Origin of the sequence: Actinosynnema sp. ALI-1.44 (assembly GCF_001984155.1) — a bacterium.
GTDB lineage: Bacteria > Actinomycetota > Actinomycetes > Mycobacteriales > Pseudonocardiaceae > Kibdelosporangium.
Window position 1 is genome coordinate 165,519 of the sequence record NZ_MTQO01000051.1, and the last position, 26,500, is coordinate 192,018.

A 26,500-nucleotide genomic window follows, 5' to 3' on the forward strand; every position below is an offset into this window, starting at 1 on the left:
TGCTGTCAGGGCCTGCAGATCGTGGTGGTGGCCGGAGGGGTCCGGTCGATGAAGTACCGGTTCGCGTGCGCGATGACGCACGGCTGGCCGAGCAAGTACAGGCCGTGGCCGACTCCGTCGTAGCGCACTCCGCCCGATCCGGGAACGCGGCTGAGTAGGCCGGCCGTGGCCGGATAGTCGAGCGCCTGATCGGCGATCATGAGCGGGGGTAGCTTCCCAGCGGGCAGTGGGTCGCGGGGATTGGCGACCGGATGTGGCCAGCCGGCGCACATCAACGGCATGCGCTGCCACAGACCCGGCAGGTGTGGTGACAGCCGCTCGCCTCGATGTCGCGCCTGTGTATAAGCCGCGTAGCTCGGATAGCCGGCGTCGTCAGCGCACTCAACGGCCCGGGCCAGTGGAAGTGCCGGAAACTTCGGGTTGCCGCCGAGGCTCTGCCGGACCCAGCCGACGAACATCGCCGAGTCCCCGTCGCGAGCGAGGTCGATGCCCTGGGCGAGAGCGGACCACCTGGCGGAGTTCTTCATCATGTTTCCGGCGGTGATGACGAAGTCGAATCCGGTGTAGGCGACTTCCGGTGGCTCTCCGGTGGCGGGCACCGGCGTCCGGTCGGCGGTGGCGAGCAGCCCTCGCCAGACCGCGCTGACGTCTTCGCCGTGTAACGCGCAGGCCGGGTCGATATCACACCACTCGATGAACCGGCCGAACAGCCGCTCTCTGTTGGGATAATCGATTGCGTCAGTCTCGGCGTCGCTGGCGGTCGGGTCACCCGTGCCGTCGAAGAACATCGTGCGTACCCGGCTCGGGAACTCCCGGGCGTAGGCGACCGCGGGCACGCCGCCGTAGGAATTGGCCAGCAGGTTCACCTCGGTGTCACCCATCGCGGCGCGGATGGCGTCGAGGTCCCTGGCCACTGACCGGGAGTCGAGGTGGTCGAACAGTTCCGGGTCGGCTTGGCGGCACTTCAGGGACGCTTCCTGATTCGTCCGGGCCAGCGCCCGGTAGCCAGCCAGGTCTTTCGGCCGGGTCACCCACGGTCCGCTCCGGCCGCAGTGGGTGGGGAACTCCGCCCGGTCCGAGCGATTCCGGGGTGCGAGGCTGACCACGTCGAACCGTTGCCGCAGTGCGGCGAAAGCACTGGCGGACTGTTCGAGGTCGTCGATGCCAGACCCTCCTGGACCGCCGGGCACCAGAATCACGGTGCCCAGACGGTCAGTCCCGGTGGAGGGAAGGCGGGCAACATCCAGGGTGATCTGCCGGTGGTGGGGGCGCGACCAGTCGACGGGCACGTCGAGCTCGGCGCATTGGAGGTCTGCTGGTAGTCCGGTGCCTGAGCATTGCGCCCAGGTCATGGGGCGATCACGACCGGTCTGTTCGGCCGCGGCCGCCGTAGTCGCTGCGAGCAGGCTGGTCGCCATGACGCCAGCAATGACTCTGATCGTTCGATGCATCGATGCTGTCCCTGCTGTAGGGGATCTTCACCTTCACTATGCCGAGTCCGTGACCCGGGTGGAGCCGGAGGCGGAACCGACGGGATCGAGGTCGGCGCTGGTGGCGCGAGCGGCTGACCGGACACCGGCGGTGGCGGTGGCGGTGGCGGTGGGATCGGCGCCAGTGGAACACCGCTGATGGGTGGCGGCCCGGGAACAGAGACCGGCGGCGGGATCGGCGGCGGTTCCGTATGAGTAACCAGCGCCGTGGTCACCACGGCCGCCAGCACCGCTGCGGACGACACCGCCAGCAGGACCTGCGATCGGCAGGTCGCGGGCGCCAGGTCCCGTCCCAGGGCGCCGGACTGCGCACCGGCAGCTGGTTCCGTGCACGGGCCGGGCGGTATGGCGCCGCCGGGAAGTGACCAGACGCCGCCCGAGTGGCGCAGCTTGGCCAGGGCACGGGACAGGCGGCTCTTCACCGTCCCCGGGGACAGCCCGAGCACGTCCGCGGTCTCGGTTTCGGGCATCTCCAACAGGTATCGGCAGGCCACGACCTGCCGATATCGTTCCGGCAGCCGGGCGAGCGCGGCCAGCAGCGCGGCATACCGCTCGCTGGTGAGCGCGTCCTCCTCGGCGGAACGGACTGCTTCCGCCGAGGAGGATTCCCCCAGCCGCGCGGCCAGCCCGGCCCGGCGCCGGGCAGACCGCATTGTGTTGAGCGCCTCGTTGGTCACGATGCGCAGCAACCAGGGCATGAACGCCCTGGTTCGGTCGAAGCGGTCCAGTGCCAGGTAGGCCTTCGTGACCGCGTCCTGCACGATGTCGTCCGCATCGGCCGGGCCGGCCAGCACTGCCGCGGTCCGGCGTGCCTGGCCGAGGTAACGGCGAACCAGCCGGTCGTACGCACGCAAGTCCCCCTCGCGCGCCCGATCGACCAGTTCACCGTCCTCGACGTCGTCGCCGTCCGCGCCGCGCACCGGTCGCCCCCTCTCGCTCTCCACACCTTCTCTACACCGGCACGCCGCAAGGGCGTTCCCAGAATTGCGACAAAGGTATGTCTTGATCAGTGCGGTTCCCTTTTGTTCAAGACTCGGCGCTCAACGGCCAGCCACGATGTACGAGTGCCGCGTAGCAGGCGGCGATTCATGAACACACACGGGGAGGGGCAGTGCATGAGTGACCAGACGGAGACCCCGACGCCCATACAGTGCCCGGTGTGTGGCTCGACTGAGCACACCGCTGGCTACCACGAGAATGTCCCCAGTCCGACCGAGGACCCGGAAACCTGACCCTGTCGAGCTCGAAGTTTCCTGAAGCCGTGGTGTCGTGGTCACGGGGCGAGGGAGGTGACGATGGTGACCTCGGATTCGTCGTGGGGCAGATACTTGACACTGACCGCCGAACCTGGCTGCAGGTGGGGGACGGCGCTGGGCGGTACGGACTTCTGCTGCGTCAGGTCGAACATGCTGCGGTCGGGCCGGGTGACGCGCAGCGTGAGGGAGACGATCGTGCGGCCGTCGCGGATCTCGCCGGTCGGCGCCATCGACAACACGACGGCCTTGGCGTCGATCCCCGTCTCGGCGATGTACAGCTGCTTCGGGGTGATGTGCCCCTTGGCCATCTGCACGCGGTTGAGCGCTGCCTGCAGTTCGTCCTGCGCCGCGTCGATCGCCAGGGTGACCTGCCCGTCCGGCAGGTAGCGGACCGGCAGCACCGCTCCGGGGCGTACCGCCATGAGCTCGGTCATGTCGATGATCTGACGGGCGGTACCGCGGAAGGACATGCCGTTGGGGGTGTCCACGTCGAGCTGGATGTCGACCTGGGGCTGGTCGTTGACGCTGAGACCGGTCCGCGAGACCGCGACGACGGTTCCCATCCCGATGGGCGCGTCGCGGAAGGCACGGGGAACGGCGCCGCGGAGCGCGGCGAGCCCGCCGCCGAGCTTGTTCGCGACGGAGAACAACGTGGGGACAGCGAAGACGAGCAGCATCGGACCAGCCATCCACCCGGTCAACCAGGCGTACTCGTCGTCTCCGCCGATGCCGTTCGCGACGTACATGATGGTGAGGACGAGGCTGATGGCGAGGGTGATCAGAGCGATGATCTTCATCGTGGGTTCCTCTTGGTTGCCGAAGTTCAGTACCGTTCGATGTAGGCGAGCTTGGGCGTGGGCCTCGTCCTACCGATAACAGAAATGGTTAGGCTCAGGCCGGTGAGCACCGTGCATACGCGAGCGGCGTTGCCCAGGGGGCTGCTGATCACGCAGGCGTGGTCGCAGCTCGGGGACGTGGTGGCGCCGTTGAGCAACGCCGCCGGTCGGCCGCTGGCCCGTACGGTGAAACTCATCCTCGACCCGCTGGTGCTGCGGCCCGTTCTCAACCCGTGGTTCGCCGCGGGCGCCATCGACATCGAGCACGTCGACGCGTTGCGCGACCGGATAGCCCAGTCCGGGCCGGTGCTGGCCGCGACCGCCGCGTGGTTCCTGGTGCTCAAGAAGCAACGTCGCCGGGCGGGTATCACCGACGGGAACCCGCAGGATCTGTATTTCCAACGCTGTTACGAACTGGCGAGCGAACACGGCCACCCGCAGCCGGACGCGGACAGGCGCGCGGCCGTCGTCCTCGCGGAGATCCACGGTCAGGACGGTCCGACGGTGGCCCAGCTGCGCGAGCTCGTGACCACTCCCGAAGCCGTCGACGAGCTGACCGCGCTCCTGGACAGCGAGTGGGCGAAACCGCCCGTGCGATTACCGGCGGAGGCGGTGCGGCCGGGGGAGTTCCTCGCCACCTGCGCGACGAATCCGGATCGGAGCTTGTTCAAGGCGTTGATCGCCGACTCGGCGGGCACCCGGGGCGCTGCCGGGCTGGACCGGCCGGGCGTGGCGTCCGAGTGCGGCCTGACCGACCGGGATCGCCCGGCCATGCCGGTACTCGGCGTGACAGCGTCGAAGAAGACCTTGCCCAAGCCGTTCGACCGATCCATTGTGGAGCGCCTGTTCGGTCCGCTGACAACGTCGGCGCACCGGGATGTCCTCGCCGACGTCGGAACGCTGGTACGCCGGGAGATCGCCCGGTGCGCGGGACCGTGGCAGCTGGCGGACGAGTCCGGCCGGGTCGTGATGGTCCTCGGTGGGCATGCCTCGACGTCGCTGACGGGCGGCCCGGCGGACGGGGCAGCCGCCCGGCTGCGGCTGCGGTGGGAGCGCGAGGCCTACGTCCAACGGGTGCTGCGGATGCCCAGCGCGGTCCCGGATCGGGTCCGAGCCGATGTCCACCAGGTCCGGGCGGCCTATCTCCGGCGGCTGTGGGTCCGTGTGCACGGCAGGGAAGTCCGCCAGGACGCCGTGGCCGCCGACGAGGTGTGGGATCTGCTGGACGGAGTGCTGCGCTCGGTGATCCTGGACCAGCGTGACCGGCTGCGGACGGACCTGGAACGGCAAGCGCTGGGAGCGGCACTGTGAGAGTCCAGCGGACGGAGACGGAGATCCTCGTCGGCGACTGGCCGCCGCATCCGGAGCAGACGGCGCTGGTCGCGGCGCGCGGCGCGTTGATCGCCTGGGACGTGCTGGCCTCCGCCGGACCGGCCGCGCGCATCGACGACCCGGACCGCGCGGCGGACTGGCTCTGGGAGATCTACGGCGTCGAAGCCGCGGCGGCGATCCTCGGCGACGCCACCGAAGCGACCGTTCCCGAGGACGGGGACTGGCAGACGCGTGACGCGTGCCGGGTCGTGGCCCAGTTGGCCTGGGTGCAGGCGTGGTGGCCGGTTTCCGCGACAGCGGACGTGCCCGCGACCAGTTCGGAACTTCTGCTCGCCGAACGCGCGATCGCGACCAGCGCCGTCGAGCACCTGCTGGACGACGACCAGGCGACGGAGCGCGCCCTGGTCGCCGCGTCGTTGACCGGGGATTCCGCGATGGACGAAAGGCTCGTCGCGCTCGCCGAGGACTACGGCGTCGAGTTGCGTGCAGCCGCTGTGCCAACGCGTGCGGAGTTCGCGTTGGCCGCGGGCGGTCAGGAACGGTCCGATGTGACTGTCCTCAGTGGTAGAAGCGCGGTGGACTGGGCGCTGGTCCCCGCGGGTGTGGTGGACGCCGCCGCCGACGCTGAATGGGCAGTCGTGCGCGCAGGAGGCACCACGTACCTGGATGTCGCTGTCGCGCAGGTGCCCGGGGCGCGGCAACGGCTGGCCGCGCGGTTCGGCCAGGTCGATGTGGACCTCGACCGAACCGACGACTTCGGGCGGCGGACCGGCCGGACACCCGTACCGGCGACCGTGCTCCTCCTGCCTCCGGCGCAACGCGTACTGATGGTCTACGCGCCGGACTTCGCACAACCCACCGAACCCACTGCGGGCGACCAGGTCCGCCGGGCCGCGATCGTCACCTATGCGCGGTCACGCGTGAACTCGCCCTCGGCGACGTACACGGAACGGATGGCGGGCCGACGCTGACACAGCGGTGGCAGAAGCTGGGCAACGAGGGCATGCGCCTGCTCCAGAAAGGGCCGCGCTTGACCTCGCGTACCAGCAGGCGCCGCAACTGGCACCCTTGCTGCACTCAGGCGCTCTGGCGTTCCTGCTGTTGCCACATGAGTTCCTCGATGTTGGTCGGCATGGTGGTCTCGAAGTCGATCAGCTTGGCCCAGGTCGGCTTCACCACGATCCGGACCATGCCGTCGTACAGAGCCCGCACACCTACCTCCCACTCGGCGCGTTGCTCGGGCGTCATCTCGTAGGTGCCGTTCCACCGCATGTACTCGTCCGGGATGCCGTCGACGACATCCAACTCGGCGTTGCCGCGCAGGAGCAGGACCCTTGGCGGGTGCGACTCGGTGTCGATCGTCAACGCGACTGCGGGATTACGGCGCAACGCGGGCAGTTTGCGCGCGTTCTTCGAGGTGCACATGACGATTTCCGTGCCGTTCCAGAAGATCCCGATCGGCAGCGCCCTGGGGGTGCCGTCGGGCGCGACAAAGGCCAGCCTGGCCAGATCGCGGGCCAGGAGTTCCTTGCTGAGCGGCTTGTCGAGGATCTCGTCGAGCGTGCTCTGGTCCATCATTCCTCCATCTGGTACTACGGACATGGTTGATACATATGGTGACGAAAATCCGAGCACGGCATGGGACCGTGCCGGCGTCGTGTTCGGTCCGTCCTTCCGGTGTCACCACAGGGTCGAACCTGGTGGGCGGTTTCCGACAGTGCGCGCCGAACAGGGTGGAAATGCGTTTCGCAGCCCGAGACGTGCAATCCGCACTGGCGAGGCCCGGCGGGGCGCGGCATAGAGTTCGATCTCGTGGTCGTCGTCGCGCAGGACAGTGCCAGCGTCGCGGTCCGCGGCTTGCCGGTCGCGTTCCTGCTGACGCTGGTCGCGGCTCGCTGCGCGGACGGCTTCGGCAGCGGCGACTACGGATACCTGCCCTTTGTCGTGGCCGTGTTCGCGTTGCCACTGTGGTACGCCAGCGGCCTGGCGCGGCGACCGTGGCACACATTCCCGTGGGCGCTGCTCGCGGTTCAGGCTGTGCTTACGTATGTGCCGTTCGTGGCGCTTGGCGACTGATGGAACGGCGGCATGTCGGGGCCGCTGATCGGCCTTGTCCTGCTGGTCGCGCCCCGGTGGTCGTGGCGGCTGGCGGTGCTGCTGCTCCTTGTGGAGGGCGTGCTGTGGAACGTGGTCCTCAGCCCGCCGTACTTGCCTGCGGTGAACGGCGGCATTTGGGTGCTGATCGCCGCGGCGGACGGCGCTCTCGGGCTGTTCGGTCTCGTGCGTCTGGCGCAGATGACCGGTGAGCTGGCGGCGACACAGGACGAACTGGCCAAGGCGGCTGTCCTCCGTGAACGCCTCTCAATCGGAGAACGCCTGGTCGGCGCAGTCGAGGACCGCGTCAGCCTGGTCGCGCGGCACGCACGGTCGGCGTTGCGCTGGCTGTCCACGACGCCGGAGGACGCGCGCAACGAGATGGTGGCGGCGGGGCGGATCGCCCGTGAGGCAGTCAGCGAAGGGCGTCGGCTCTACGAGGGCCGCGGCCACCTCGACATACCCAGCCAACCCACGGGCACAGCGCCGACGCCGCAGGTGGCCCGTGCCGTCCTCGCGGCCGTGTTGGCGCTCTTCGCGGCGCAGAACCTGCTCAACGTGCTGGCGGTGCCTACCGAATACCAGTTGAGGGCGGTCGGCGGACCGTTGGCGCTCGTCGTGACGATCCTGGTGTCCGTTGCCACGCCGCTGTTGCACTGGCGGCACTCCGAGTCGGAGTTCGCGACGGCGACGAGCGTCCTGGAAGCGTCCGGAATAGACGTCACGACCCACCGCGCACCAACCCCGCTGGCCGCCGACGCGGACACGACTCTGGCGATCGTCCTGCGTGAAGCCGTCACGAACGTGTTGCGGCACAGCACAGCCCACCGATGCGCGATAACTCTGGCGACGGACAACGGCAGAACAACGCTCAGGATCAGCAACGACGGCGCCCCACCACCCGCCGACGCCCAGGGACGCGGCCTGGCTAACATGCGAAACCGCGTCGAAGCACTGGGTGGCCTGCTGACCACGAAACACAGCCGCGGCACGTTCGTTGTGGTGGCGGAACTCTAGCTATGCTGCCCGCGACGGCAGCGAGGAGAAGACAACCGTGGTGCGTGTGATGATCGCCGAGGACACCGGCATCCTCCGCGAAACCCTGTCAGCGCTGATCGCCCTGCAGGACGACCTGGACGTGGTCGCGGAGATCGCCACCGGCGACGCCATCGTGCCGTCCGCCCAACGGCACCGGCTCGACGTGGCGGTCGTCGATATCGACCTGCCGCATGTGGACGGTCTCACCGCGACAGCCGAACTGCGCGAGAAAGTGCCCGGCTGCCAGGTCCTGATCCTCACCGGCCTCGCGCGGCCGGGAAACCTGCCCGCGGCCCTCGCCGCCGGAGCCATCGGCTTTCTGCTCAAGGACACCAGTGCGGTGGAGCTGGTGGCCGCGATCCGGCGAGTGGCCGCGGGGGAGAAGGTGATCGACGCGACGATAGCCGCCAGTGCGTTGCAGCAACGGCCGTCGCCGCTGTCTCCCCGTGAGACGGACGTATTGCGCCGCTTCGCGGCGGGCGCGGATCTCCGGGATATCGCGGGAGAGCTGTTCTTGTCGTACGGGACGGTTCGGAACTACTTGGCTGCGGCGATGGTGAAGCTGGACGCCCGCAACCGGGTGGACGCGATCCGCATCGCGACAGAAGCAGGTTGGCTCTGACACATCCTCCGCGTACCCGGGGAGACACTTCTGACCAGGCACGCTGAACCAAAGCGGTGTGCTGAGTGACCTGCGATCCGCTACGTCTTCCCTGCGGCGCGCCCTGGGCTGCCCTCGTGTTGTGCGGCGGCCGCCGGGGAGGTGAACTTTATTTGCGAATGGCTTCGAGGTGCCATACCGGCAGGTGTGCGCGGCCTTGTTCGTCGGTTGCGAGGGTGACCGCCGCGGGACCGTCGCCGGGGTTGGTCACCCTGTGCAGGCTGGCGCTGTCACCATGCGGCGATGGCCGCCCTGCACAGTTAACGCACATCTCCGTTTGTGACCAGCTGAACGGGGTAATCAAGTCCAGACGTGCGGTGTTTCCGGCGAAAGGTGACCACGATGCTCGTTCTCACCCCGATTGCCGTTGAAGTCGTCAGTGCTATCACTTCGACGAGCAGGTGCCCGGACGCCGCGGGTGTGCGGATCGCGGCGGCGCAAGCGTCCCCGGCGGGGGTGAACCTGACCGCCGAGTTGGTGGTCGGGCCCCTCGACGGCGACCAGATCCTCGCGCAGCGCGGTGCGCGGGTCTACCTCGACGAGACAGCAGCGAGTTTTCTCGACGACAAGATGCTGACCGCCGAACTGGACGCGGAGGGCACCCCGCGGTTCCGGTTGTTCGAGCCGCAGGCGTCCTGAGGTGCTCAGCTCCCGCTCGTCGCCTGCCGGACCAGGCCGCCGCCGATGATGAGGCGCTGGATCTCGCTGGTGCCCTCGTACAGGCGCAGCAGCCGGACGTCGCGGTAGATCCGTTCCACCGGGATGTCACGCATGTACCCGGCGCCGCCGTGCACCTGCACGGCGAGGTCCGCGACGGTGCCGACCATTTCGGTGCAGAAGAGCTTGGCCGCCGACGGTGCGATCCGCCGGTCCTCGCCGGTGACGTAGGCCTGCGCGGCCTGGCGGACCATCGCCCGCCCGGCGAGGACACCGGTCTGCTGGTCGGCCAGCATCGCCTGCACCAGTTGGAACTCGCCGATCGGCGTGCCGCCCTGCGTGTTGGTGGTGGCGTACGCGACCGACTCGTCGAGGGCGCGTTGGGCTGTGCCGACCGCCAGCGCGGCGATGTGCACGCGGCCGCGGGCCAGTGACGTCATCGCCGCCCGGTATCCGGCGGCTTCGTCGCCGCCGACGAGGGCGTCCGCCGGGACGCGCACGTTGTCGAGCAGGACGTCCGCGGTCCAGGCGCCTTCCTGGCCCATCTTGGCGTCCTTCGGGCCGACGGTCAGCCCGGGGGTGGCCGCGGGAACGAGGAAGACCGCGATGCCGGGGTTCTTCGGCTGCGGTTCGGACGTGCGGGCGAACACGACGAACAGGTCCGCGATGGGCGCGTTGGTGATGAACTGCTTCCGCCCGTCGATCACCCAGCTGTCGCCGTCACGGCGGGCACGGGTCCGCAGCCCGGCCGGGTTGGAGCCCGCGCCCGGCTCGGTGAGGGCGAAGGACGCGACCACGTCGCCCGCGGCGATGCGTTCCAGCCACCGCGACTTCTGGGCGTCGGTGCCGAAACCGACCAGGACCTGCCCGGCGATGCCGTTGTTGGTGCCGAACATCGAGCGCAGCGACAGCGTGGTGTAGCCGAGTTCCATGGCCAGCTCGACGTCCTGGGTCAGGTCCAGGCCGAGCCCGCCCCATTCGGCGGGGATCGCGTACCCGAACAGGCCCATGTCCGCCGCGGCCGCCCGCAGGTCGTCGGGGATCCGGTCCTCGCGCATGATCTCGATCTCGCGCGGCACGACCTTGTCCCGGACGAACTCGCGGACCTGACGGCGGACCAGGTCGAAGTCCTCGGCGGAAACGCTCATGCCGTCCAGGGTGCGGACCGCACCCGCTCAAGTCCACTGTGACGCGCCCACCGTCACAGTCCCTGGGAGCGGCGTGGTGGGCGGGCCGCAGCGTGCAGACGGGCCTTGGCCGGGTCGGCCGGGCGCCCACCGGGCCGGGACGGCTCCGAGCCGTGTGCGCTCGCGGGCGCGTGGCGGATGAACAGGGTCACGGTGACGCTGTCGGTGAAGCCGCTGCGGCGCATGAGCCCGGCCGAGGCGCTGTTGGTCTGTTCGACGTCGGTGATCAGCCGGGTGGCGCCCGCGGCGAACAACGCCGCGCAGGACGTGTCCAGCAGTTTGACGGCCAGGCCCCTGCCCTGGTGGGCGGGGTCGACCGCGATCCACTCCACGTATCCCCAGTCCTCGCGTTCGTCGTAGGACATCGACCCGAGCACGAACCCCACGACGTTCCCGTCGGACTCGGCGACCCAGCACGCGTCGGGCTGGGTGTCCAAGTGCGCCGCGACGCTCGTCAACGACCACGACGTGTAGGGCATCGCGGACACGTCGAACACCCGGTGGCCCAGATCGAGCACGCCTGCCAGGTGCGCCAACCGCATCGGTGCCAGTGCTGTCCCGTCATCGCTCACGATCTTCGACACTCCTTTGTGGACTGCGTACGCCCGTCACTGTAGCGCCTCCCGATCGGCCGCACGTTTGGGCGATTCACGGCGACGCTGATCGATGACAGGGTGTTCGCTGTGGACGTGGGAGGCTTGATCGGGGCGCGGGTCAGCAGGGTCGAGGACGTCAGGCTGCTGACCGGGCGGGCGAGGTTCGTCGACGACGTGCGGGAGCCGGGGATGCTGGAGGCGGCGATCCTGCGAAGTCCGGTGCCGCACGCGCGGATCGTGTCCGTCGACGTCAGCAAGGCCGCGGCGTTGCCGGGGGTGTCCGCGGTGGTGACCGGCGCCGAGGTCAAGGCGGCGGTTCGCGGACCGCAGCCGGTGACCTGGCAGGTCATCCCCGACATGTTCCACCCGCGGACGTACGCGCTGGCCGTGGACAAGGTGACGTACCCGGGGCAGGGGATCGCGGCGGTCGCGGCGAAGAACCGCGCCGTGGCCGAGGACGCGCTGGAACTGATCGACGTCCGCTACGAGGAACTCCCGGCGGTGAGCACCCTGGAACAGGCCCTCGCCGAGGACGCGCCGCGGCTGTTCGACGAGTGGCCGAGCAACGTCCTCGGGCGGACGGCGGTCCGGACGGGCGACGCGGCCGCCGCGTTCGCCGAAGCGGATGTCGTGCTCAGCGCCGAGTTCCGGTTCCCGCGCCAGATGGGCACGCCGTTGGAGACACGCGGTGTGGTCGCGACGTGGGATCCGTTCACCGACCGGCTCGACGTGTGGCTCACCACGCAGGCGCCGAACATCGCGCAGGCCGCGTTCGCCGAGGTGCTGGGCTTGCCGGTGGGCCGGATCCGGGTCCGGACGCCCGACCTGGGCGGCGGGTTCGGCAACAAGTTCGACTTCTACGGCGACGAGGTCGTCGCCTGTGTGCTGTCACGCCGGACCGGCAAGCCGGTCAAGCTGATCGAGGACCGCGCCGAGAGTTTCGTGGCGACCGTGCACTCCCGGGAGCAGAAAGTCGACATCGAGGTCGCGGCCCGCGCCGACGGCACGATCACGGGCATGCGCGGCACGGTCTACGGGGTCCTTGGCGGCGCGCTCGGCACCGCCGGGCTGAGTCCGTGCTGGGTGACGGCCGCGTCGGTCACCGGGCCGTACGACATCGCGGCGCTGGACATGAACCTGGTCGGCGTGGCGACCAACCGCACGCCGTACGGCTCGTTTCGGGGATACGGCCTGCCCAAGGCGAACTTCGTGCACGAGCACATGGTCGAACTGCTCGCGAAACGGCTGGGCATGCCCGCGCACGACATCCGGCGCAGGAACTTCATCAAGCAGTTCCCGCACCAGAGCCCGGTGTTCGTGTTCGACAGCGGCCGATACGAGGAGTGCCTCGACCTGTGTCTCGCCGCCGTCCGAGACGCGGGCTGGGAGCGGATCCGGCAGGACGCCAGGGCCCGTGGCGCCGCGGTCGGCATCGGGTACTCGTTCCAGAACGAGGTCACCGGTCTCGGGCCGAGCCGGATCCAGACCTTCGCCGGTTCCTCGCACTCCGGGTTCGACGAGGAGGTCGTCCGGATCGACTCGACCGGGCACGTGACCGTCTACACCGGACTGTCCGCGATGGGGCAGGGCATCCACACCGCGCTGGCCCAGGTCGCCGCGCACACGCTCGGCGTGCCGCTCGACCACGTCACGGTCCTGTCGGGGGACACTGATTCCAGCCCGTACAGCGGGTACGGCACGGGCGCGAGCCGTGGCGCCCCGCTCGGCGGCGCCGCTGTGCGTACGGCCGCGACCCGCCTGAAGGCGAAGGTGCTGCGGATCGCCGGGCACATCCTGGAGGCCGCACCGGAGGACCTCGTCATCACCGACGGTGTCATCGCCGTGCGGGGCGTACCCGGCAGAACCGTGACGATGGCGGACATCGGCGACGCGGCCTACCGGCGGCTGGGCGGGCGGCTGCCGGAGGACGAGACGCCGACGCTGGAGGAGCGGGAAGTGTACGACCCGGTCAACGTCGCCACCGCCTTCGGCTGCACGGCGGTGCTCGCCGAGGTCGACCGGGAGACCGGCGTGGTCACGCTGCTCGGCTACCTGATCGCACACGACTGCGGGACGGTGATCAACCCGATGATCGTGGACGGCCAGCTGCACGGCGGCGCGGCGCAGGCCATCGGCGGCGCGTTGTCCGAGGAGCTCGTCTACGACGCCGACGGGCGGATGCGGACCCGGACGTTCGCCGACTACCTCCTGCCGTCCGCGGCCGAGGTGCCGCCGGTGGCGATCAGTCACATGGCCACGCCGGCGGATCACGTTCCCGGTGGCTTCAAGGGAATGGGGGAGTCCGGCGTGATCGGTGGGGGAGCGGCGATCGTGAACGCGATCGTGGACGCGTTGCCCGAGTACGACCTGGAGATCACCGCGCTGCCGATCACACCGCCGCGGCTGCTCGCCCTGATGCGGAAGGGGACCGGCCGATGAAAGCCGCCGCCTTCGAGTACCTGCGCGCGGCTTCCTGTGACGAGGCCGTGGCGGCCTTGGCCGGTGAGGACACCGCTGTTCTCGCCGGTGGGCAGAGCCTCGTGCCGTTGTTGAACATGCGCTTGGCCAGGCCCCGGCTCGTCGTCGACATCAACCGCCTGGCGGACCTGTCGTATCTGCGCAGGGACAACGGCAACGTCGTGATCGGCGCGCTGACCCGGCACCGGGCCGCCGAGACGTCCGCGATGGTCGCCACGGACCTGCCGCTGCTCGCCGCGGCGTTGCGGTACGTCGGCCACGTGTCGACCCGCAATCGCGGCACGGTCGGCGGCAGCCTGGCCCACGCCGATCCGTCGGCGGAACTGCCCACGGTAGCCGTCGCACTGGACGCTTCCATCCGGGTACAAGGCAGCCACGGCGTGCGGGACATCGCGGCGCCGGACTTCTTCGTCGGGCCTCACGAAACCGCGCTGGCCCCGGGTGAACTGCTCGTGTCCGTGAGCTTCCCGGTGGTGCCCGGTGCGGTTTCGGTGCAGGAACTGCCTTTCCGCGGCTGTGACCTCGTGGTTGTCGCGGCGGTGGCGGTCGAGGACGGCATCTGCGCGCAGGCCCGGATCGCGGTCGGCGGCGCGGGACCCACCCCGATCCGGGCGTCCGCGGTCGAAGAGGCCTTGATCGGGAGGCCGGTGACCGACGCCGTCATCGCCGCGGCCGTCGCCGAGTTCACCTGTGACCCACCGGACTCACTGCACGCCCCCGCCTCGTATCGCCGGGAGATGGCGTCCGTACTGACACGCAGGGCAATTGGAACGGCGGTGCACACGTGAAGGTCTCGTTGACAGTGAACGGCGAAGAGGTCAGCGCCTCCTGCGAGCCCCGCCGTACCCTGGCCGACTTCCTCCGCCACGACCTCGGTTACACAGGCGTGCATGTCGGCTGCGAACACGGCGCGTGCGGCTCGTGCACGGTGTCCGTCGACGGCGCCACGGCTCGCTCGTGCTGCATGCTCGCGGTCCAGGCCGAGGGGTGCACGGTCACGACCATCGAAGGCCTGGCTTCCTCGGGCGAACTCGACCCGCTGCAGGAGTCGTTCCGCGAACACCACGGCCTGCAGTGCGGTTTCTGCACCCCCGGCATGCTCGCCACGGCACACGAACTGCTCAGGGACAACCCCGACCCCACCGATTCCGAGATCCGCGCGGCGATCAGCGGAAACCTGTGCCGGTGCACCGGTTACCAGTTCATCGTCGACGCGATCAAGGGCGCGATCCGGCCGCCGCATGACGGTCAGCAGCGCGATGGCGTAGTTGAACCGGGTGCAGCAGCATCCAGTCGACGAAAGTGAGGTCGAGCGTGCGGTTCTTGACGGTCCGCGAAGAAATTTGCCGCACTGAGATGATGCGCCAGACAGCGCCCGTACGTGTCAGTCCGGATCCGCTTCGTCATGTTCGGTGTAGGTGACTGCGCCGCAGCAGGCCTTGATTTGGCCAGATGTAAGGCGCACGAGGGGGGTGTCGAGAACCTGACGCAGTTCGACGTCAGTCTGGAGCGGTTTGTACTCGTCGGGGAGGGAGTCGAGGCGGACCGGCCGTGACGGGTCTTCTGGCAAGGAGTTGAGGTTGGCTGCCAAGTACTCGGTCAGCATGGGCCAGCGGATGCTGAGGATGGTCCAAAAGGCGAGTACGTCGCTGTCGACGGTGATTCCCTCAAGAGTTCTCGCCGCACGTAGCACGCTGTAGGTGTTGGCGAACCGTTTCATGCTGCGCGGGTTGCCGTCCAATAGCGGCGCGAACTTCTGGAGGGCGTGCTCGGTGACTTCGGCGATGATCGGCTCGCTCATCTTTTCAACGGCGCGGGCCACCACCATCTCTCGCTGCTGCGGACCAACTGCCTGAAGGATTTCGAGGACTTCCCGTTCGCTTGTGCTGCTGTCGATCTGGCCGAGGAGACCAGTCTGTTCGTCGTTCGATGGTTGGTCGACTGCTTGGATACCCAGCACGTGGTCGAAGTACAGCTGTTTGGTCTGCTGACCCAGAGTGGGGACCGGGATGGTCAGTTGGAAGAGCTTATCCAGGAACAGGTGGCCAAGCTTGCGTCCCGGCTCATCGACAGCACCCTGGAACGGTTGGTGCACGGTTTCGTAGGCCCGTCGTAACCAGTTTCCGTGTGCGGCAACGATGAAGTACGCCGACTTGTCGCTCTTGCCTTTGCGCTTCGGTGCATCACGGATCAAGGTCTGCACCGCGTCGAGCAGTTCGACGACGTACTTGTCTCCGCATCGGTCCAGGTCATCGATGAAGAAGACGACTCGCCGTGGCGCTCTCGCCAGCAGCCAGCTGAAGTGTTGTGCGACCTCTTGCATCGGATTGGTGTGCACCTGCTCGAGGCGTCGTGCGCCGCGTGCGGAGTCCCACCACATGAATCGGCTGACCAACAAGACCACGAGCGAGATGGAGCCGAGGGCCGTTAACCAAGTGGTGGCGTTCTTGAGTTTGTTGGTGCCGACCACTGTCAGCAAGGTCGGTTTGATCAGAACCAGGCCGAGAATAAAAAGCAGTACCACCAGGCCAGTGAGCAGGTAAGGTGTGCTGCCTCGGCGGGCCCGTGCCCAGCTGTCCGCGAAGCGCAGGTAGATCCTGCGCCACCACGGTGATGCTTGGGACACATGCTGTCGCAACGTGACCAGCAGAGCCCACCACGGCGGGTCGACCTTGGCGTGCTTCCATGAGTCGAACGGTACGACGAGGTAGTGCTTGTCGAGACGACGGCCAAGGAATTTCAGCAGCGTGCTCTTACCTGATCCCCATGGCCCATCCACGTGGAGCAAGAAGGACAGACCTGGCTCGTTGTGGGAGAAACGGCGCAGTCTAGCGGCGATCACGGACGCAAGGGCATCGCGTTTGAGCATGTCCTTGTCGGCTGGAGCGTCGCTTGCCCAGTGTTCTTGTTCGGCGGGCAGAGCAAGAAGTTCTGGGTCGTCGACGTCGGCAGACTGCTGGGCTGGCGCGTCGCTGGTCGAGTGCTCGGGTGTGGCAGTGGGAGCGTCGCTGTTGGGCACTTGCGCCGGAGCTGATACCTGCTCAACGTCCGGCAGCGGGTTGAGCTTGTTGAGGCGGAATCGCCAAACTTTGAAGCCGTCTTTGCCGACTTCTTGCCAGTGCTCAGTCACGCGGTACAGGCCGTCATACCGGTAGCCACTCGTGGGGGAGTACCTGGGGTCGCCTTTCGACCCGCGGACAACTCGAACGGGGTGACCCGCTTCTTCGCTCCGGACTAGGCCGAGATTTCCACGAGTCAGCTCTTGATCAGCTATCTGGCGGCTCGTCCCGGAGTCCCGTCCACCCTGACCAGTATAGATGATCTCGTTGCCGCGATCTTCGTCATCGACGTAGCCACCGGATACGACGATGGAGTCCGCGCCGTCTTGTCCGCCGGAGATCCCGGCTTGGCCCGGCCGATGCACCCCAGAGCGTTGGAGCGCGGCGCGGTCGGTAAAGAGGCTTCCCTCGGGATAGCCCGGTATCTCGCCGAATAACCGTTCATCCGCCACGGTGCCGTAGCTTATGCACGTACAAGATACGTGTGAAACGCACCCCTGCTATTCGCTGGGTCGTCGAACGCGCGAGCGAATGAAGGGTGCTCATGCCGCTGGGGTTCGTGTGCTACGGACCTATGAAAGACATCGGACTCCCCACGCGCAGTCGGCGTTCAGGTGTTCAGCCATGTCGTCCGTGACGCCGACGGAACCGCTGTGTGGCAACCGATCCCGTCGGGCGTCGTGGCTACCTCGGCGCGTCAGCGCGAGCGCTCGGTGAAGGACGTGACCGCGTCGATGAACCGGGTTCGGAGTTCGGTCTCGTCGAGGAAGGTCGACCGCCCGTCCTCCAGCAGGACCCGGCCCGCCACCAGGACTGTGTCGACGTCGTTCGACGAGCCCGTGGACAGCAGGCCGTCCAGGGGACGGGACCGCAACAGGTAACGCCAGTCCGTCGCCGGGATGAGGACGAGGTCGCCCTGCTTGCCCTTCTCCAGGCTGCCGATCTGGTCGTCCCAGCGCAGGCACCGCGCCGCGAGCCGGGTTCCCATCGCCAATGCGGTACTTGGCCGCACGGTCGTCTCGTTCGACCACACCTCGTTGTGCCCGAGCCACGCCATTCGCATTGTCTCGATCATGCCGAGCGGGTAGGCGTTTCCGTCCGTCGACACCGACACGGGAATGCCCGCCCGCATCAGGTCGACGATCAGTTTGCTGCCGCTGATCGGTGATTCGCCGGTCGAACCGTATTTCCCGGGCGAATGCGACAGCTTGAACCCGGACTTGAGCAGCAGTTCACGCTCGGAGTCGCTGACGAACGCGGTGTGCACCGACAGCAGTCTTTCGTTGAGCAGCCCGAGCCGGTCGAGGCGGTGGATCGGGGTGGTGCCGTAGTACTCGGCGACGACGGCGGGTTCGTTGGCCAGCGCGCCCGCGTGGGTGGCGAAGGTCAGGTCTTCCGCCGTGCACAACTCGGCCAGCGCGGTGCCGAGGTCGTCGCTCATGTTGGTGACGTACACGGCGGACGGCATCACCCGGAGCCGCCCGCTGGGGTCGGCGGCGGCGCGGTCGAGCAAGGCGCGCAACGGATCCGTGATCTCGGCGACCTCACGGGTCCGCTTCGGCGTGCTGGTTCCCTGTGGGCACACCATGTCGCTCGCCCAGTGGCTCACCGCGCCCCGGCCGCCCAGTTGCACGGTGGCGTCGAACAACGCGTCGGAATGGTTCATCGACCCGACATCGCCGTAGGTCGTGATGCCCGAGCGGAGTTGTGTCCAGATGGAATACCGGGCTATGGCGAGGGCCTCGTCGGGTGTCATCGTCTGCGTCCGGGCGGGGATCGCGTCGAAGACGGCCGACAACGCGCGGATGTCGCCGCCCTCCGCGAACGGACCTGGTGCGTCGCCTGTGTCGTCCGGGTTCTGGTCGGCCGCGGCGAGACCCGCGCCGAGGGATTCATGCCAATGCGGGTTGACGAATCCCGGCAGCACGAGCTTTCCGGCCGCCGGGATTCGCCGGAGTCCCGCCAGGTCGAGCGCTTGGACCTCCCTGGCCACTTCCTCGCTCGGCCCCACCGCCGCGATCCGGTCCCCGAGCAGGAGCACCGACCCCTGGGGGTGGACGCGGTTGCGGTCGTCCGCCGTGTAGACGAATCCGTCCTCGATCAGCGTCGCGGGCGCGACCTGTGGCAAATTGTCTGTTACGGTCGAGTTGTTCTCGTGCACTGCCGTTACCCCCTGAGCGTCGAACTGCGTGAAACGCGGGTTTCGTTCCTGTGCCAGGTTAGGCTAACCAAACGTCGAGGCGCACGTCCGATGCGGGCGCGGTCATCCGAATTCGACAGTGCGGCCCGTGCGGCCGGTGGGAGCCCGATACGTTGGTATTGGTCCGTTTGACGGCATATCAAAGACCCATATTTTGACCGGTGGTTATTGACTGCCCATAGGTCTAGACCTTTACTTCGGTCACCACTTCCCTGCCTGAAGGGTGGCACCAAAAATGTCATTTCGGAGTATTCGGCACGTGAGACGAGCGGCACTCGCGGCTGTCGCCGGCGTCACGCTCGTCGCGAGTGCCGTCTCGGCCGCCGCGGCGCCGCCCGCGGAGCCCGTCGCACCCACCCCGCTCGCGCGGGCGGTCGGCGTGGCGGCGAGCCTGGTCGCCAGTCGACCGGCGGCCTTGCACGCCAGCGCGGACGACGTGTTCGTGCAGAAGCAGGCGATCACCGGCAACGCCGGGCTGAACTACGTGCCGTACGAGCGCACCCACAAGGGCCTGCCCGTCGTCGGCGGCGACTTCGTCGTGGTCACCGACTCGGCCGGACAGGTGCTCAACACCTCGGTCGCCCAGGAGCAGACCATTGCCCTGAGCACCCTCAACCCGTTGGTGCGCAAGCAAGACGCCGAGTCCGCCGCACGCGGCAAGCTGACCAGGACCGACCGGGTGGAGGGCACCCGGCAGGTCGTGTACGCGCACGGCACGCCGAAACTGGCCTGGGAGACCACGGTCATCGGCGCCGACAAGGACGGCCCGAGCCGCCAGACCGTCGTGGTGGACGCCCAGACCGGCGCGGTCCTGCAGAGCCAGGAACGCATCATGAACGGCGACGGCAACACCGCGTGGAACGGCCCGAAGCCGGTGCACCTCGACACCACCAAGTCGGGCAACAACTTCCTGCTGCGCGACCCGGCGCACCCGACCGAGCAGTGCCAGGACATCTCGAACAACACCACGTTCTCCAAGACCACCGACTCGTGGGGCAACGGCGACGCCACCAGCAAGGAAACCGGCTGCGCCGACACCTTCTTCGGCATGCAGACGCTGAACAAGATGCTGTCGAAGTGGCTGGGCCGCAACAGCTTCGACGGCAACGGCGGCGGCTGGCCGGTCCGTGTCGGCCTCAACCAGCAGAACGCGTTCTACGACGGCTCGCAGATCCAGATCGGCCGCAACGGCCAGGGCCAGTGGATCTCCTCGCTCGACGTCGTCGCGCACGAGCACGGCCACGGCATCGACGACCGCACACCGGGTGGCATCTCCGGCGGCGGGACGCAGGAGTTCGTGGCCGACGTGTTCGGTGCGGCCACCGAGTGGTTCGCCAACGAGCCCGCGCCGTACGACGTGCCGGACTTCACCGTCGGCGAGACGATCAACCTCGTCGGCCGCGGCCCGATCCGCAACATGTACAACCCGTCGATGGTCAACAACGACCCGAACTGCTACTCGAGCTCGATCCCGACCATGGGCGTGCACAAGGCCGCCGGCCCCGGCAACCACTGGTTCTACCTGGTCGCCATGGGCAGCAACCCGGGCAACGGCCACCCGACCAGCCCGACCTGCAACAACACCACGATCACCGGGATCGGCGTGGAGACCGCCACGAAGATCTTCTACAACGCGATGTTGATGAAGACCAGCGGTGCGTCCTACCTGCGGTACCGCACGTGGACGCTGCAGGCGGCCAAGAACATGACCCCGGGTGTCTGCACCAACTTCGACGTCATCAAGGCAGCGTGGAACGCCGTGAGCGTGCCCGCGCAGTCCGGCGAGGCGACCTGCACCCCGACCAACACCGGCCCGACCGTCACCAACCCAGGTTCGCAGAGCACTGTCGTGAACACCGCGGTCAACCTGCAGTTGAGCGCGACCGGTGGTACGGCTCCGTTGCACTGGACGGCGACTGGCCTGCCCGAGGGCCTGTCGATCAGCGACGGTGGCGTGATCTCGGGGACGCCGACCGCAGAGGGCTCGTCGTCGGTCACCGCGACCGCGACCGACAGCTCCAGCCCGGCGAAATCCGGATCGGCCACGTTCTCGTGGACAGTCCGGCCTCAGTCCGGCACCGGCCCGGAGGTCGCCAACCCCGGTGCGCAGACCACAGAGGTCAACACCGCGGTCAACCTCCAGTTGAGCGCGACCGGTGGTACGGCTCCGTTGCACTGGACGGCGACTGGCCTGCCCGAGGGCCTGTCGATCAGCGACGACGGTCTGATCTCCGGTACGCCGACCGCTGAGGGCTCGTCGTCGGTCACCGTCACCGCGACGGACAGCTCCAGCCCGGCGAAGTCCGGATCGGCCACGTTCTCGTGGACGGTCACGCCCGGCGGCGGTGGCTGCAGCGCTCCGGCCTGGAACGCGACCACCTCCTACGTGCCGAACGACGAGGTCAGCCACAACGGCAACAAGTGGACGTCCACCTGGTACTCCACCGGTGCCGAGCCCGGCGACCCCACCTCGTGGAGCGTGTGGCGGGACGGCGGTGCCTGCTAGCGGACAGTAGTTGATCGAGGGAGGTAGCCGTGCCGGCCGGGACACCGGCCGGCACGGCTACACCCGTCTTGACCTGGTGTAACGCGGTGTCAGGGTGCGTGTCAGGGGCAGAACAGGCCCGTGACAGGACGGCCGTCGACTGTAGCCGCATGACAAGTTCAGCGATTGTTGCTTCGGGGCTGAAGAAGGCCTACGGGGACAAGATCGTGCTCGACGGCATCGACCTGGACGTCCGTGCGGGCACCGTTTTCTCCCTGCTCGGCCCGAACGGGGCCGGCAAGACGACGACCGTGAACGTGCTGACCACGTTGGTCAGCGCCGACAGCGGGACAGTGCGTGTCGCCGGGCACGACATCAGGTCCGAGACCAAGCAGGTCCGGGCCGCCATCGGGGTCACCGGGCAGTTCGCGTCGGTCGACGAACTGCTGTCCGGTGAGGAGAACTTGCAGTTGATGGCCGACCTGCACCGGCTGCGGGGCAGCGCGGGCAAACAGGTCGTCCGGCAGTTGCTGCGGAGGTTCGACCTCGAGCAGTCCGCGGGCAAACTGGCCTCGACGTACTCCGGGGGCATGCGCCGGAAACTCGACCTGGCCATGACGCTGGTCGGCAAGCCGCGGATCATCTTCCTCGACGAGCCGACGACCGGCCTCGACCCGCGCAGCCGCCGGACGATGTGGACCATCGTGCGCGAGCTGGTCGCCGACGGGATGACCATCTTCCTCACCACCCAGTACCTCGAAGAGGCCGACCAGCTCGCCGACCGGGTCGCGGTGCTCGACCAGGGCCGCCTGGTCGCCGAAGGCACGCCCGACCAGCTCAAGCGGCAGGTTCCCGGCGGTCACATCCGGTTCCGGTTCGCCGACGCGCCCCAGCTGGCCGCGGCGACGCGGGTGCTGTCGGGCTCCACGCCGGACCCGGACAGCCTGGTCCTGCGGGTGCCCAGCGACGGCGGCGTGAAGTCGGTGCGGGCCGCGCTCGACCGGCTCGACGAGTACTCCGTCGACGTCGAGGAGTTCACCGTGCACATGCCGGACCTCGACGACGTCTTCCTCGCCCTGACCGGCCACTCCAGCACAGCAGAGGTGTCGAAATGACCAACGACTCGGCGATCATGTTGCGCCGCAACTTCAAGCACACCGTCCGCAACCCCGTCACGCTGTTCAACGCGATCCTGCTGCCGGTCGTGATGATGCTGATGTTCGTCTACGTGTTCGGGGACGCCTTCAGCGTCGGCGGCGCTTACGTCGACTACGCGACACCCGGCATGCTCATGATGACCCTCGCGTACGGCCTCTCGGCCACCGCTGTCTCGGTCAACTCCGACATGACAAAGGGGATCATCAACCGGTTCAAGGTCATGGACGTCTCCCGCGGCGCCGTGCTGACCGGACATGTCGTGTCCACTGTGGTGCGCACGATAGTGGCGCTCACCGTCATCACCGGGGTGGCGTTCCTGATGGGCTTCAGCCCGTCAGCGAGCTTCCCGCAGTGGCTCGCCCTGATCGGCGTGCTGCTGCTGACGAGCATCGCCGTCGCGTGGCTCACCGTCGCATTGGGACTGGCCGCGAAGAGCGCCGAGTCCGCCGGGTTCACCACCGTTCCGCTGATCATGCTGCCGTTCTTCTCCAGCGCGATCGTCCCCGCCGACAAGATGGGGCCCGGCGTCAGGGAATTCGCCGAGTACCAGCCGTTCACGCCGATCATCGAATCCGTGCGCGGGTTCTTCAACGGCACCCCGTCGACCGGGCACACGATCGCCGCGATCGCGTGGAGCGTCGGGATCGCCGTCGTGGGTTACCTGTGGGCGCGCAAGAAGTTCACGAAGCGAGCGTGACCTTGGCCAGCTCCCGCCAGTCCGCCTGTGCCCCTTCCTGAGTCGCCTCGGTGAACTTCGCGTCACCGAGGCGGTTTCGCACGTCCCGCTCGATCCGGGCCATGTCCGGCTGGGACCGGTCCGGTGCGCCGATCAGGCCGGCGCTCGCCGCGAGCAGCCGGGCGGCCTGCTCGTACTGTTCGTTGTGCAGCGCCAAATCCGCGATTCCCACCAGGACCTGTGAGATCAGCGGCGCCTGCCCCGAATCGGCCGCCACCTCGAACGCCGCGACGCGGTGTGCCAGCGCCTTGTCCGCGTCGTCGGTGAGGTAGGCGAGCAGGTGCTGGATCGTCGCGCGGGCGGATCCCTGCTCGGCCTTGGCACCCATCAGGTCCATCGCGACGCTCAGGTGCCGGTGCGCCTGTTCGGTGTCGCCGCTCCAGCGGGCGAGCTCCCCTTTGGACAGCGCCAGTTCGGCGAGCGCGTCCGGCCACGCGACCCGTTCCGCGTACCGCTGCGCTTCGGCCATGGCAGCCGTGCTCGCCTGCTCGTCGCCCGCCAGCCAGTACAGCTGCGCCTGACGTGACCGCATCGGCACGATGTCTTCGACGGCACCGACCTCGGTGATGACGGCGATCGCCTGGTCGTAGTACGCACACGCCTTGGCGAACTCCCCGCGCATGGCGATCCGATCCGCCAGTTGCGTGAGGGCGAACGAGATGCCCCACCGTTCGCCGATCGCGCGGAACTCGGCCAGCGCCGTCTCCAGGTAGGTGTCGGCTTCCTGCTCCTCCTGGCCGAGCAGGATCCGCTGCTTGCCGCCCTGCAGCCGGGCGACGGCGCGCACCCACGGGTCCTCGTCGTCCAGCAACGGGTCGAACGCGTGGAGCGCCGCCGCCATGTCGTGCAGCAGGCGTTCCAGCGCACCGACGAACTTCAGCACCAGGCTATGGCTCTCGACGCGTTGGCTGAGCCGGTACGCCTCCCGGATCCACTCCTGCACCTGGTTCGGGTCGATCCGCCCGGAGGTCATGAACATCGAGAGGAAGCCGTACGCCTTGGCCCGCACGTCGTCATCCGCGTCACCGGACGTGCCGACCGCCGCCGTCAGCAGCTCGTACCCCTCGGCCTTGCGCCCACCGAACCACCAGTACCAGCAGGCGGTGGCGGCGAGCCGCATCGCGCCCTGTGCGTCGGCTGCGGCCAGCGCACCGCGCATCGCGGTGACGATGTTGTCGTGCTCGCCTTCGAGCTTGTCCATCCATTCCAGCTGCTCGGCTCGGCGCAGGTGCGGCTCGGCCGTTTCGACGAGTTCGGTGAAGTACGCCAGATGCGCCTGGCGCGCCAGGTCCGCCTCGCCGGCTTCCGTGAGACGCTGCTCGGCGTACTCCTTGACCATGCCCAGCATCCGGTAGCGCGGTGCCGTATCCCCGGCCGTGTTGCTGTCCGTGACCACGAGTGACTTTTCCGTCAACGCGGTCAGCAGCTCCAACACCTCCCACGACTCGACCTCGTCACCGGAACAGACGTGTTCGGCGGCGTCCAGGCTCGCACCACCGGCGAACACCGACAGCCTGCGCAGCACCACCCGCTCGGCGTCGGTGAGCAGTTCCCAGCTCCAGTCGATCACCGCGCGCAGCGTCCGGTGCCGGGGAAGTGCCGTGCGGCTGCCGCCGGTCAGCAGGCGGAACCGGTCGTCGAGCCGGTTGGCGAGCTGCTCCACGGTCATCGTGCGCAACCGGGCGGCGGCCAGTTCGATGGCCAGCGGCATGCCGTCCAGCGCCCGGCACACGCGCGCCATCGTGGCCAGGGTGTGGGCGTCGGCCGCGAGGTCCGTGCGCACAGCACCGGCGCGTTCACGCAGCAGCCGGACGGCGGGGGAGGCCTCGATCTGGCCGGGGTCGGCGTCCTCCGTGGGCAGGGCCAGCGGCACGACGTGCCACAGCGCCTCGCCGGTGATGCCGAGCGGCTCCCTGCTCGTGGCGAGGATCCGCAGGCGACGGCACTCCCCGAGCAGCCGGTGGGCGAACGTCGCCGCCGACTCGATCACGTGCTCGCAGTTGTCGATGATCAGCAGCACCTGCCGGTCGCGCACCGCCGCGATGACCCGGTCTGTCGGTTCCGCGTCCGGCGCCCCGCCGAGCAGTCCGTCGCGCTGGCCGAGCGCGGCGAGCGTGGCCAGCGCGATGTCGTCGTCCGTGCCGATGGACGCCAGTTCCACCAGCCAGGCGCCGTCCGGCACGTCACCGAGCAGTGACCGCGCGGTTTCCGTTGCCAGTCTGGTCTTTCCCGAACCGCCCGGTCCGATCAGCGTGGTCAGCCGGTGCTCGGCGACGAGTTCGCGGACCGCGACGACATCGTCGGCCCTGCCGATGAACGTGGTCAGCTCGGCACGCAGGTTGCCGGTGCGGCCGTGGTCCTCTTCCTCCTTGCGCCCCACCTCGCCCCGCAGCAGCGCGACGTGTAACGCCGACAGTTCCGGTGACGGATCGGCGCCCAGTTCGTCGGCGAGGGCTTCGCGTGCGCGCTGGTAGGCCATCAGCGCCTCGTTGCTGCGGCCCGCGGCGCCCAGCGCACGCATCAGCGAGGCGACCAGGCGCTCCCGGACGGGATGGGCGGCAACCAGGTCGGTCAGTTCGGCGACCATGTCCGCGCCGTGGCCCAGGCGGATCTCCGCCTCGAACCGGTCCTCCAACGCGCTGAGGCGCAACCCTTCGAGCCGGACGACCGCGGCGTCGAACGCCTCGCTGTCCTGCAGCCCGACGTCCTGCATGGCCGAGCCACGCCACAAGCCGAGCGCCTCGCGCAACAGGTTCGCCTGATGGTGATCGTCGCCACCCCGCGCCTGGCCGACAAGTCGCTCGAACCGCACGGCGTCGACGGAATCGGGATCCACCAGCAGCCGGTAGCCGCCGACCTGCCCGTCGACCGCTCCGGCCGGCAGTACCCGGCGCAGCCGGGAAGCCAAGCGCTGCAACGCGTTCGCCGCGTCCGCAGGCGGGTTCTCGCCCCAGATCCAGTCGATCAGGGTCGCCTTCTGCACCACCCGGCCGGGGTCGAGCGCGAGCGCGATCAACAACGCGCGCAACCGGGCACCCGGCACATCCGCCACACCGGCTTCCCCGCCGGTGTGGACCTCAAATGGTCCCAGCACCCCGATCCTCACCCGGTCAATCTAGCGGGTGCTTCATTTGTCCGGTCGATGAGAGTCGGGATCGGGGCGGTTCCTGGCGTCGCCGCCGGAAGGCCGGAATACTGGTTGTCTTTTGGCTTTTCGGCGGTGGCGTCAGGGACCGC

Annotated in this window: 21 protein-coding genes; 12 read left to right on the forward strand and 9 right to left on the reverse strand. The window is 68.5% G+C overall.

Annotated elements, in window-relative coordinates; translation table 11 throughout:
- Positions 1-5: 5 nt before the first annotated feature.
- The 3 genes from ALI144C_RS35970 to ALI144C_RS35980 form a co-directional block, all read right to left on the reverse strand.
- Positions 6-1,190 carry an alpha/beta fold hydrolase gene (locus ALI144C_RS35970; RefSeq protein WP_168211432.1) on the reverse strand — a complete coding sequence of 395 codons (1,185 nt, stop codon included), beginning with the start codon at positions 1,188-1,190 and terminating at the stop codon, positions 6-8.
- 158 nt (positions 1,191-1,348) lie between these two features.
- Complete coding sequence (locus ALI144C_RS56440; protein ID WP_202819136.1) at positions 1,349-2,434, reverse strand: RNA polymerase sigma factor; 1,086 nt, start codon at positions 2,432-2,434, stop codon at positions 1,349-1,351.
- 329 nt (positions 2,435-2,763) lie between these two features.
- A complete protein-coding gene (locus tag ALI144C_RS35980; protein ID WP_076991699.1) occupies positions 2,764-3,543 on the reverse strand; it encodes a hypothetical protein in 780 nt (259 codons plus the stop codon).
- A 102-nt stretch (positions 3,544-3,645) separates the two neighbouring features.
- Here ALI144C_RS35980 and ALI144C_RS35985 point away from each other — a divergent pair, with 102 nt between their 5' ends.
- Complete coding sequence (locus ALI144C_RS35985) at positions 3,646-4,893, forward strand: hypothetical protein (protein ID WP_083753682.1); 1,248 nt, start codon at positions 3,646-3,648, stop codon at positions 4,891-4,893.
- Positions 4,890-5,885: a hypothetical protein gene (locus tag ALI144C_RS35990; protein ID WP_076991701.1), complete on the forward strand. Its 996-nt coding sequence runs from the start codon at positions 4,890-4,892 to the stop codon at positions 5,883-5,885. The genes ALI144C_RS35985 and ALI144C_RS35990 overlap by 4 nt, the downstream gene beginning before the upstream one ends.
- Positions 5,886-5,991: 106 nt before the next feature.
- On the opposite strand, the gene ALI144C_RS35995 is transcribed toward ALI144C_RS35990, so the two are convergent.
- The gene (locus tag ALI144C_RS35995) at positions 5,992-6,489 is read right to left on the reverse strand and encodes a pyridoxamine 5'-phosphate oxidase family protein (RefSeq protein WP_076991702.1); all 498 of its coding nucleotides are present in this window, start codon (positions 6,487-6,489) and stop codon (positions 5,992-5,994) included.
- Positions 6,490-6,726: 237 nt separating this feature from the next.
- Here ALI144C_RS35995 and ALI144C_RS36000 point away from each other — a divergent pair, with 237 nt between their 5' ends.
- The 4 genes from ALI144C_RS36000 to ALI144C_RS36015 all read left to right on the forward strand — a co-directional run bounded on the left by ALI144C_RS36000 (position 6,727) and on the right by ALI144C_RS36015 (position 9,346).
- Positions 6,727-6,990, forward strand: coding sequence for a hypothetical protein (locus ALI144C_RS36000; protein WP_076991703.1), 264 nt, complete (start codon positions 6,727-6,729; stop codon positions 6,988-6,990).
- A gap of 12 nt (positions 6,991-7,002) precedes the next feature.
- Positions 7,003-8,025, forward strand: a complete 1,023-nt coding sequence (locus ALI144C_RS36005; protein ID WP_076991704.1) for a sensor histidine kinase — start codon at positions 7,003-7,005, stop codon at positions 8,023-8,025.
- Between the two features lie 37 nt (positions 8,026-8,062).
- A complete protein-coding gene (locus ALI144C_RS36010; protein ID WP_076991705.1) occupies positions 8,063-8,668 on the forward strand; it encodes a response regulator transcription factor in 606 nt (201 codons plus the stop codon).
- 381 nt (positions 8,669-9,049) lie between these two features.
- Entirely contained in the window at positions 9,050-9,346 is a 297-nt protein-coding gene (locus ALI144C_RS36015) for a hypothetical protein (RefSeq protein ID WP_076992031.1), read from the forward strand.
- A 5-nt stretch (positions 9,347-9,351) separates the two neighbouring features.
- On the opposite strand, the gene ALI144C_RS36020 is transcribed toward ALI144C_RS36015, so the two are convergent.
- Positions 9,352-10,512 (reverse strand): acyl-CoA dehydrogenase family protein, encoded by a 1,161-nt coding sequence (locus tag ALI144C_RS36020; protein WP_076991706.1) that lies wholly within the window; start codon positions 10,510-10,512, stop codon positions 9,352-9,354.
- Between the two features lie 53 nt (positions 10,513-10,565).
- Complete coding sequence (locus ALI144C_RS36025; protein WP_237774486.1) at positions 10,566-11,123, reverse strand: GNAT family N-acetyltransferase; 558 nt, start codon at positions 11,121-11,123, stop codon at positions 10,566-10,568.
- A 111-nt stretch (positions 11,124-11,234) separates the two neighbouring features.
- Between ALI144C_RS36025 and ALI144C_RS36030 the strand changes: the two genes are divergently transcribed.
- The 3 genes from ALI144C_RS36030 to ALI144C_RS36040 are packed head-to-tail and all read left to right on the forward strand — an operon-like array spanning position 11,235 to position 14,931.
- The gene (locus ALI144C_RS36030) at positions 11,235-13,586 is read left to right on the forward strand and encodes a xanthine dehydrogenase family protein molybdopterin-binding subunit (protein ID WP_076992033.1); all 2,352 of its coding nucleotides are present in this window, start codon (positions 11,235-11,237) and stop codon (positions 13,584-13,586) included.
- Positions 13,583-14,413 carry an FAD binding domain-containing protein gene (locus tag ALI144C_RS36035; RefSeq protein ID WP_076991707.1) on the forward strand — a complete coding sequence of 277 codons (831 nt, stop codon included), beginning with the start codon at positions 13,583-13,585 and terminating at the stop codon, positions 14,411-14,413. The genes ALI144C_RS36030 and ALI144C_RS36035 overlap by 4 nt, the downstream gene beginning before the upstream one ends.
- Positions 14,410-14,931 carry a (2Fe-2S)-binding protein gene (locus ALI144C_RS36040; protein ID WP_083753684.1) on the forward strand — a complete coding sequence of 174 codons (522 nt, stop codon included), beginning with the start codon at positions 14,410-14,412 and terminating at the stop codon, positions 14,929-14,931. The genes ALI144C_RS36035 and ALI144C_RS36040 overlap by 4 nt, the downstream gene beginning before the upstream one ends.
- Before the next feature lie 78 nt (positions 14,932-15,009).
- Here the strand turns inward: ALI144C_RS36040 and ALI144C_RS53705 are convergent, their stop codons facing one another.
- On the reverse strand, positions 15,010-17,136 hold the full coding sequence (locus tag ALI144C_RS53705; RefSeq protein WP_083753685.1) for a YDG/SRA domain-containing protein: 2,127 nt from the start codon (positions 17,134-17,136) through the stop codon (positions 15,010-15,012).
- A gap of 245 nt (positions 17,137-17,381) precedes the next feature.
- Complete coding sequence (locus tag ALI144C_RS36055; RefSeq protein ID WP_076991708.1) at positions 17,382-18,812, reverse strand: amidohydrolase family protein; 1,431 nt, start codon at positions 18,810-18,812, stop codon at positions 17,382-17,384.
- Positions 18,813-19,143: 331 nt separating this feature from the next.
- Here ALI144C_RS36055 and ALI144C_RS36060 point away from each other — a divergent pair, with 331 nt between their 5' ends.
- The 3 genes from ALI144C_RS36060 to ALI144C_RS36070 all read left to right on the forward strand — a co-directional run bounded on the left by ALI144C_RS36060 (position 19,144) and on the right by ALI144C_RS36070 (position 23,224).
- Positions 19,144-21,390 carry a putative Ig domain-containing protein gene (locus tag ALI144C_RS36060; protein ID WP_076991709.1) on the forward strand — a complete coding sequence of 749 codons (2,247 nt, stop codon included), beginning with the start codon at positions 19,144-19,146 and terminating at the stop codon, positions 21,388-21,390.
- A gap of 149 nt (positions 21,391-21,539) precedes the next feature.
- Positions 21,540-22,484: an ATP-binding cassette domain-containing protein gene (locus ALI144C_RS36065; protein WP_076991710.1), complete on the forward strand. Its 945-nt coding sequence runs from the start codon at positions 21,540-21,542 to the stop codon at positions 22,482-22,484.
- A complete protein-coding gene (locus tag ALI144C_RS36070) occupies positions 22,481-23,224 on the forward strand; it encodes an ABC transporter permease (protein WP_076991711.1) in 744 nt (247 codons plus the stop codon). The genes ALI144C_RS36065 and ALI144C_RS36070 overlap by 4 nt, the downstream gene beginning before the upstream one ends.
- Here ALI144C_RS36070 and ALI144C_RS36075 read toward each other — a convergent pair.
- Positions 23,208-26,369, reverse strand: coding sequence for a BTAD domain-containing putative transcriptional regulator (locus ALI144C_RS36075; RefSeq protein WP_076991712.1), 3,162 nt, complete (start codon positions 26,367-26,369; stop codon positions 23,208-23,210). The genes ALI144C_RS36070 and ALI144C_RS36075 overlap by 17 nt on opposite strands.
- Positions 26,370-26,500 lie beyond the last annotated feature (131 nt).

What these genes read in the sequence shown, in the direction of transcription:
- ALI144C_RS35980 (WP_076991699.1), bottom strand. Translation starts at nt 3,543, where the DNA reads ATGAAGATCATCGCTCTGATCACCCTCGCCATCAGCCTCGTCCTCACC.
- ALI144C_RS35995 (WP_076991702.1), bottom strand. Translation starts at nt 6,489, where the DNA reads ATGGACCAGAGCACGCTCGACGAGATCCTCGACAAGCCGCTCAGCAAG.
- ALI144C_RS36005 (WP_076991704.1), top strand. Translation starts at nt 7,003, where the DNA reads ATGTCGGGGCCGCTGATCGGCCTTGTCCTGCTGGTCGCGCCCCGGTGG.
- ALI144C_RS36015 (WP_076992031.1), top strand. Translation starts at nt 9,050, where the DNA reads ATGCTCGTTCTCACCCCGATTGCCGTTGAAGTCGTCAGTGCTATCACT.
- ALI144C_RS36020 (WP_076991706.1), bottom strand. Translation starts at nt 10,512, where the DNA reads ATGAGCGTTTCCGCCGAGGACTTCGACCTGGTCCGCCGTCAGGTCCGC.
- ALI144C_RS36035 (WP_076991707.1), top strand. Translation starts at nt 13,583, where the DNA reads ATGAAAGCCGCCGCCTTCGAGTACCTGCGCGCGGCTTCCTGTGACGAG.
- ALI144C_RS36065 (WP_076991710.1), top strand. Translation starts at nt 21,540, where the DNA reads ATGACAAGTTCAGCGATTGTTGCTTCGGGGCTGAAGAAGGCCTACGGG.
- ALI144C_RS36070 (WP_076991711.1), top strand. Translation starts at nt 22,481, where the DNA reads ATGACCAACGACTCGGCGATCATGTTGCGCCGCAACTTCAAGCACACC.